At 43.2% G+C, this 7,795-nt stretch carries 8 protein-coding genes, 1 rRNA gene and 1 riboswitch; of the genes, 8 read left to right on the top strand and 1 reads right to left on the bottom strand.

Annotated elements, in window-relative coordinates; genetic code table 11:
• The first annotated feature begins 93 nt into the window (after positions 1-93).
• Positions 94-209 (top strand): 5S ribosomal RNA (rrf, locus tag PPBDW_RS15240).
• 156 nt (positions 210-365) lie between these two features.
• Here rrf and crcB read toward each other — a convergent pair.
• The gene (gene crcB, locus PPBDW_RS15235; RefSeq protein ID WP_036788490.1) at positions 366-749 is read right to left on the bottom strand and encodes a fluoride efflux transporter CrcB; all 384 of its coding nucleotides are present in this window, start codon (positions 747-749) and stop codon (positions 366-368) included.
• A 204-nt stretch (positions 750-953) separates the two neighbouring features.
• On the opposite strand from crcB, the gene PPBDW_RS15230 reads away from it, so the two are divergent.
• From PPBDW_RS15230 to thiH, 7 genes are all read left to right on the top strand, one after another.
• Positions 954-1,376 (top strand): universal stress protein, encoded by a 423-nt coding sequence (locus PPBDW_RS15230; protein WP_036788487.1) that lies wholly within the window; start codon positions 954-956, stop codon positions 1,374-1,376.
• 124 nt (positions 1,377-1,500) lie between these two features.
• Positions 1,501-1,598: riboswitch (TPP riboswitch) on the top strand.
• 119 nt (positions 1,599-1,717) lie between these two features.
• Positions 1,718-3,631, top strand: coding sequence for a phosphomethylpyrimidine synthase ThiC (gene thiC / locus PPBDW_RS15225; protein WP_036788484.1), 1,914 nt, complete (start codon positions 1,718-1,720; stop codon positions 3,629-3,631).
• Positions 3,632-4,909, top strand: coding sequence for a thiamine phosphate synthase (gene thiE, locus PPBDW_RS15220; protein ID WP_045044087.1), 1,278 nt, complete (start codon positions 3,632-3,634; stop codon positions 4,907-4,909). It begins immediately after the preceding gene.
• A complete protein-coding gene (locus PPBDW_RS15215) occupies positions 4,893-5,684 on the top strand; it encodes a HesA/MoeB/ThiF family protein (RefSeq protein ID WP_036788481.1) in 792 nt (263 codons plus the stop codon). Before thiE ends, PPBDW_RS15215 begins: the two co-directional genes overlap by 17 nt.
• On the top strand, positions 5,681-5,890 hold the full coding sequence (gene thiS, locus PPBDW_RS15210; protein ID WP_036788478.1) for a sulfur carrier protein ThiS: 210 nt from the start codon (positions 5,681-5,683) through the stop codon (positions 5,888-5,890). Before PPBDW_RS15215 ends, thiS begins: the two co-directional genes overlap by 4 nt.
• 1 nt (position 5,891) lies before the next feature.
• Complete coding sequence (locus PPBDW_RS15205) at positions 5,892-6,656, top strand: thiazole synthase (protein ID WP_036788475.1); 765 nt, start codon at positions 5,892-5,894, stop codon at positions 6,654-6,656.
• Between the two features lie 9 nt (positions 6,657-6,665).
• Positions 6,666-7,778 carry a 2-iminoacetate synthase ThiH gene (gene thiH / locus PPBDW_RS15200; RefSeq protein WP_036788474.1) on the top strand — a complete coding sequence of 371 codons (1,113 nt, stop codon included), beginning with the start codon at positions 6,666-6,668 and terminating at the stop codon, positions 7,776-7,778.
• The last annotated feature ends 17 nt before the right edge of the window (positions 7,779-7,795 follow it).

Raw genomic sequence — 7,795 nt, 5'->3', positions numbered from 1 at the left:
CTCTGCAAACGCTTGAATGCGTGTTGAGAACAACTAGTTAGATTTCCCAGATTGCTATTTATTGCCATAAGGCGGTAAATAAAACAGAATTTGCTTGGCGACCATAGCATTATGGACCCACCTGATCCCTTGCCGAACTCAGTAGTGAAACGTAATAGCGCCGATGGTAGTGTGGGGTCTCCCCATGTGAGAGTAGGACATCGCCAGGCTTCAAATTTTAAAAGGCCATCCGTAAGGATGGCCTTTTTTCGTTTATAACGAAAAAAGTAATGGTATCTATTGTGCTTGATGTAGTATTTCCTGCATTTCTATTTTTATTAGATGAAAAAAAACCGCCTTGCGGCGGTTATATGTTTGAATTGCTATTAGCTTTTCATCATTAGTTGATAGCCAATATAACAAGCAAACAGACTGACTGTTACGTTAAGTACGATATTTAAGCCAGCTTTGATAAACTCACCTTGCTGCATCATTACAATGTTATCCATTGAAAAGGTTGAGAAAGTGGTTAGTGCACCAAGAAAGCCTAAGCCTATCATTGGACGCCATGGCGCCGCTTCTATCATTCCTTGATTTAGCCCCGACATTAATAGTCCCATAATTAGCGAACCAATAATATTGACGGTTAATGTTCCGTATGGGAAGCCACGGCCAAATAAAATAACGCAAAGCTCAGAAATTAAGTATCGTGAGCAGGCGCCGAATGCACCACCAATTGCGATGAATCCTAGTAATAAATATTGGCTCATTGGTATCTCGTTTCAGTTAAAGGTAATGATTAAAAGCCGTCATAATAATCGGTTGTTGAGTTAGTTGACACTCTCGATAATTGCAATCATTGATTTAAGCGTATATTAAAATGTCGGCACATAGTTGGTTGTATAGCTACATTTATAGCATCATAATCATAACTAAGAAATTTACTACTGAGCGTAGGCTCATGGAGATAAGCTATGTCGCTATATCAAACTATATTACTTGCTGTTAACCCTGAAGATAAATATGCCCATAAACTAATGGTAAAGGCAGGGGTTATTGCTGAGCAAAATAATGCAGAATTACATGTTGCCTATGTTGAACCTGGTGTTGGTAATGTTAGCTTTATTGATGTCGAAATTGAATTACAAGAAGAACATGACGCGATTGCTAAACAGCGGATGTCACAATTATCAGAGTTAGCGACAGCTTCCTCTTATCCTGTTGCTGGCTTACATATTGCCAATGGTGATATTGCTAAACATTTAGAAGAGCTTGCTGAGAAGGTTGAAGCTAAGTTAGTCATTACTGGTTATCACAAGTCTAGTATCCATATTTTTGGTGATGTGAGTGAAACACTAGCAAAGCATCTTAAGTGTGATGTACTTATCTCGCAATAATCATCATGGTTATTAGCATGAAATAAAAAGTCGTGTAATTGCACGGCTTTTTGCTATCTGTCACTGTCTATTGATTCTTTTGGCTAAAGACTTGTAGTGATAGCCTGAGGCTTTATACTTAATCACTTACTTGTCGGAGTGCCATATGGCTGAGACCGCATTGCGGGATCCGTTGAACCTGATCAGGCTAATACCTGCGAAGGGAACAAGAGGTTATCTTTACTGCATATCCTTATCTAGGGATCACTGTCTGTATTCGATTATGCACAATATTGCTGCATAGCTCTTGTTTACGCCCATCCGCCAAGCATTTTTCCCTACAACATTGAAAGGAAATTGCTGTGTCGAATCGCAAGCAAGCGAGATTGGAAGCGAAACAATTTATCGAGTCATTAACGGCTCAACCTTACCCTAACTCCCACAAAGTGTATGTTGCTGGTAGTCGCGCTGATGTTTTAGTGCCAATGCGCGAAATAACCTTAGCTGATAGCCTAGTAAGTGGCCCCAAACAGACTCCTCTCTTTAAACCAAATCAACCAATACGTGTTTATGACACATCTGGTTTTTATACCGATCCTGAGCAATCGATAGATATCTATCGTGGTTTGCCGACAGTCCGTCAAGCGTGGATAGCTGAACGTAATGATACTGAGTTATTATCGGAATTAAGTTCTGATTATGCCCATGAGCGTTTAGCTGATAAGACACTTAATGATTTACGTTTTAGTTACCGCGCTCCTATTCGACGAGCTCAAGCTAATGTATGTGTTACACAGCTGCACTATGCTCGCCAAGGTATTATTACTCCTGAAATGGAATATATTGCGATTCGTGAAAATATGGGACGAGCGCACTATGATGATGAAGTTTTAAATCAGCAGCATGCTGGTATGGATTGGGGAGCGAATCTTCCACCACAAATAACTCCTGAGTTTGTTCGCCAAGAAGTGGCTGCTGGTCGAGCAATTATTCCTGCTAATATCAATCACCCTGAAGTTGAACCAATGATCATTGGGCGTAATTTTCTTGTCAAAGTAAATGCCAATATTGGTAATTCAGCGGTGAGTTCATCAATCGAAGAAGAAGTTGAGAAATTAGTATGGTCGACTCGTTGGGGCGGCGATACTGTGATGGATTTATCAACGGGACGTAATATTCATGAGACACGTGAGTGGATCATTCGTAATAGCCCAGTACCGATTGGCACTGTGCCGATGTATCAAGCATTGGAGAAAGTGAATGGTATCGCTGAGAATCTTACTTGGGATATTTTTCGAGATACTTTATTAGAGCAAGCAGAACAAGGTGTCGATTACTTTACGATTCATGCAGGGGTTTTATTACGTTATGTGCCAATGACGGCTAAACGGGTAACAGGGATTGTTTCTCGCGGTGGTTCAATTATGGCGAAGTGGTGTCTGGCGCATCATCAAGAAAGCTTTTTGTATGAAAACTTTCACAGTATTTGTGAAATTTGTGCTCAATATGATATATCGCTTTCACTCGGTGATGGTTTACGTCCGGGATCAATTGCTGATGCCAATGATGAAGCTCAGTTTAGTGAATTACGTACGCTGGGCGAACTGACTAAAATTGCGTGGCAATATGATGTTCAGGTGATGATTGAAGGGCCAGGTCATGTACCGATGCATATGATTAAAGCCAATATGGATGAACAACTTAAGCATTGTCATGAAGCGCCGTTTTACACCCTTGGACCTCTCACTACAGATATTGCGCCTGGCTATGATCATATAACGTCCGGCATTGGCGCAGCCATGATCGGTTGGTATGGCTGTGCAATGTTGTGCTATGTGACGCCAAAAGAGCATTTAGGCTTACCGAATAAAGATGATGTAAAAGTCGGGTTGATCACGTACAAGCTGTGTGCTCATGCGGCAGACTTAGCGAAAGGCCACCCCGGTGCACAAGTTCGTGACAATGCATTGTCAAAAGCACGGTTTGAATTTCGTTGGGAAGATCAATTTAATTTGGGCCTTGATCCACAAACTGCTCGAGATTATCACGATCAAACCTTGCCACAGGAATCTGGCAAAGTTGCCCACTTTTGTTCAATGTGCGGCCCTAAATTTTGCTCTATGAAAATATCTCAAGAAGTCCGTGATTATGCTAAAGAGTTGCAGCAGATAGATATTACCATCAGTGATAACTTGAATGTTGGAATGCAACAAAAGGCAGCTGAATTTCGTGCTCGAGGCAGTGAATTATATCACCCAGCTAAAGAGGATTTGTAAATGAGCACCTTATCGTTACCCAATCATTTAATGCCATTATTAATGCACATTGAACCACTATTGGTACCGGCTGAATTATATCAGCTTGGTGAGACAGTGAACGTTAGCGTTAATAATAGTAATTCATGGGTGCAGATTAAAACCGCCACCAGTGAATGTTCAGTTGCGTTTAATTTTGTGGCAGTAGAGGACGATTGTGTACTGCCGACGTATCAAGTGCGGGATCAGTGGCTCGCGCCTTTCGATGAACTAGAAGTGTTGCAGCATAAGGTGGTTGCTGATACCAGTTTAGTGTTATGTGGCTATCCTGCTGATGACGGTTGTATTGATATTTGGCATCACCAAGGGCAAACCAGAGCAATTCATTGTCATCATAGTGGAGCCAGTGAAGCACAGCGGGCCATGTTATTGGTGGCATTAGCACTTGATTACCCATTAGATGATGCATTGGTCTTAGCGCGTGCTCATGCACGCAGTTATCAAGATAATAATTATCGTGCGCAAGGTGAGCTTATATGGCCAACGACAGCCAAAGTCTTTCCTCGTGCATTAACGATCAATCATCCGGAAGTGAAGCAACTTGGCTGGCTGGGTGAGGGTGAAAGTGTGGCCCCCTTTGCTGATTTAGAACTGTGTAAATTAGGCTTATACCCAGTGGTTGATAGTGCGGATTGGGTTGAGCGGATATTGCAGTTAGGTGTTACGACGACTCAATTACGAATTAAAAATCCCCAAACCTCTGATCTTGAATCCCAAATTGAACAGGCAGTTGCTGCTGGAGCGGCAGCTCACGCGCAAGTTTTTATCAATGATTATTGGGCGTTGGCAATTAAACATTGTGCTTACGGTATTCACCTTGGTCAGGAAGATCTCAATAGTGCTAATTTAGTCGCGATCCAGCAAGCTGGACTACGGTTAGGGATCTCTACGCATGGCTATTATGAGATTTTACGTGCCTTAGAGTATCAACCAAGTTATATCGCACTGGGTCATATTTTTGCGACCTCAACTAAAGATATGCCGTCATTACCACAAGGCGTTAATCGGTTAGCGCTTTATCAAAAATTAATTGGTGAACGAGTACCGACCGTAGCGATTGGTGGTATCAATATTGAACGCGCTGCCAAAGTGTGGCGCACTGGAGTAACCGGTGTTGCTGTGGTCAGTGCGATTACGAAGGCAGAAAATCCAGCCGCTGCAGTTGCAGAATTACGCAATATATTGGTTGCTACGATTGAAAATGAGGCAGGAGGAGCATGTGATGACCATCAACTCTGAACTCTCTGATGCTGAGTTTATACGCTATAGCCGTCAGTTAATGGTGGCCGAGATCGGCGAAGTAGGGCAACAACAGCTGATGAATGCTCAGGTGCTGGTGATTGGCGTTGGCGGTTTAGGTTCTGCGGCGGTAATGTACTTAGCTGCTGCAGGGGTGGGTTTATTGGTTATAGCCGATGATGATGATGTTGAAGTCTCTAACTTACAACGGCAGGTCATTTACCGTGATAGTGATATTGCGACAAGTAAAGCACAGGCTGCATGCCAGCAGATCAATGCGCTAAACCCATTAATACGTACGCGAGCCGTGCAAGCAAAGTTAGCGGGATTTCAACTTGATATTGAAGTTCAACAAGCGGATATCGTACTTGATTGCAGTGATAATTGGGGGACACGTTATGCGATTAATCAGGCTTGTTTTAAACATCAAAAAACGTTGATATCAGGGGCATCCATTGGTTGGCAAGGTCAGCTGATTGCATTTGATTTCCGCCAATCGAAATCAGGGTGTTATCAGTGCTTATTTCCTATCTTCAATAGTACGGAGCAACAAGCCAATAATTGTCGAACTGGTGGCGTAATAGGACCTGTTGTTGGCACCATCGGCAATTTACAAGCGTTAACTGCGATTAAAACGATAACGGGTGTCGGTGATATCGGATTTTCTCTATTACAGCAATTTGATGGCTTCAATAATCGCTGGCAGCAGCTTTCAATTAATACCGAGCCCCATTGTCCAGTTTGTGGTGTGGTCACTCATCAGGAGATCGTATGACCATGATTAAGATATGGTTGAACGATCAACCTGTGGTATGTGAAGCCGAGCAAACCCTGAGTCAATTTGTCGCGCAACTGTCTTTACCGACACAAGGCACAGCGATGGCGATCAATCAATCCATTGTTGCTGCTAGTGAGTGGTCTACAACGGTTATTGCTGATGGCGATCAGCTCGCGTTATTTCAAGCAATCGCAGGAGGTTGATATGTTAACCATTGCCGATAAAACCTTTTCATCACGTTTATTTACTGGCACGGGTAAATACGCCAATCGTGATGTGATGGCTAAATCAATTATAGCGACAGGCTCTGAGCTGGTGACTATGGCATTAAAACGGGTTGATTTAACGCAGCCGGATGATGATATTTTAGCGCCTTTAGTTACCGCTGGGGTGAATTTATTGCCGAATACATCAGGGGCCAAAAACGCCAAAGAGGCCGTTTTTGCGGCGCAATTAGCCCGCGAAGCGTTAGGTACTAATTGGCTAAAGCTAGAGATTCACCCTGATTCGAAATACCTGATGCCGGATCCAATTGAAACACTAAAGGCGGCACAGCAGTTAGTACAGCTAGGGTTTGTAGTGTTGCCTTATTGTCATGCTGATCCGGTGTTGTGTAAACGGTTAGAAGAAGTGGGATGTGCGGCGGTGATGCCCCTGGGAGCGCCAATTGGTTCAAATAAAGGTTTAGTTAGTCGTGATTTTCTGCAAATTATTATCGATCAAGCACGTGTACCTGTGGTGGTAGATGCGGGAATTGGTGCGCCTTCTCATGCTGCAGAAGCGATGGAAATGGGCGCTGATGCCGTTCTGGTTAATACCGCTATTGCTGCCGCTCATGATCCTATTGCAATGGGACATGCGTTTAAATTAGCGGTTGAAAGTGGTCGTATGGCGTTTGAGGCTGGCATGGCGGGGAAAGTGAATCATGCTATTGCATCGAGCCCATTAACGGCATTTCTTAATCAGTAAGGAGTCAGCATGAGCTTTGTTGATGTTTGGCAGCAAATGGATTGGGATGATATTCGTTTATCTATTTATGCCAAGACTACGGTAGATGTTGAGCGTGCGCTTAGTAAACCTAAACTCGATTTAGAGGATTTTAAAGCGCTGATCTCACCAGCTGCTGAGCCTTATTTAGAACATATGGCGCAATTGTCTGCGATGTTAACTCGGCAGCGTTTTGGTCATACCATCAGTTTTTATGTACCGTTATACCTGTCTAATTTGTGTGCCAATGCGTGTACCTATTGTGGCTTTTCGATGGAAAATCGCATTAAGCGCCGCACATTAGATGAGGGTGATATTGGACGTGAATGTAAGGCGATTAAAGCACTTAATTTTGATAGCGTGTTATTGGTCACTGGTGAGCATCAAACTAAAGTCGGGATGGATTATTTTAGGCAGGCATTGCCACAAATTAAATCACATTTTAGTTATGTTGCAATGGAAGTGCAGCCGCTTGAACAACAACAATATCGAGAACTTAAAGGCTTAGGCTTAGATGCGGTGATGGTGTATCAAGAAACGTATCATGCCCGTACTTATGCCGAGCATCACCTACGCGGCAATAAAACTAATTTTAATTATCGGCTAGCGACGCCAGATAGGTTAGCCCAAGCTGGAATCGATAAAATTGGCATAGGGGCTTTGCTGGGGATGGAAGAGTGGCGGACAGATAGTTTTTTTGTTGCTAGCCATTTGGCATATCTTGAGCATCATTATTGGCAAAGTCGTTATTCGATTTCATTTCCGCGCTTGCGGCCTTGCACGGGGGGGATTGAACCCAAATCGGTGATGACTGATCGCCAGTTAGTGCAGTTGATCTGTGCTTATCGGTTGTTTAATCCTGAAGTTGAGTTGTCATTATCCACTCGTGAGTCAGCCCGCTTTCGCGATAATGTGTTGCCATTAGGCGTTACTAGTCTTTCTGCGGGATCAAAAACGCAGCCGGGTGGTTATGCCGATGATACACCAGAGTTAGAGCAATTTGCGATCAGTGATGATCGTAGTGTGGCTGATGTTGCCGTAGCAGTGAAGCGACAAGGTTTTGAAGTCGTATGGAAAGACTGGGATGCGGTTTATTCCGGTTAATAAAAAAAGCCAGTGCA

Origin of the sequence: Photobacterium kishitanii (assembly GCF_000613045.3) — a bacterium.
GTDB lineage: Bacteria > Pseudomonadota > Gammaproteobacteria > Enterobacterales > Vibrionaceae > Photobacterium > Photobacterium kishitanii.
This window is presented reverse-complemented; position numbering and strand designations above follow the sequence as displayed.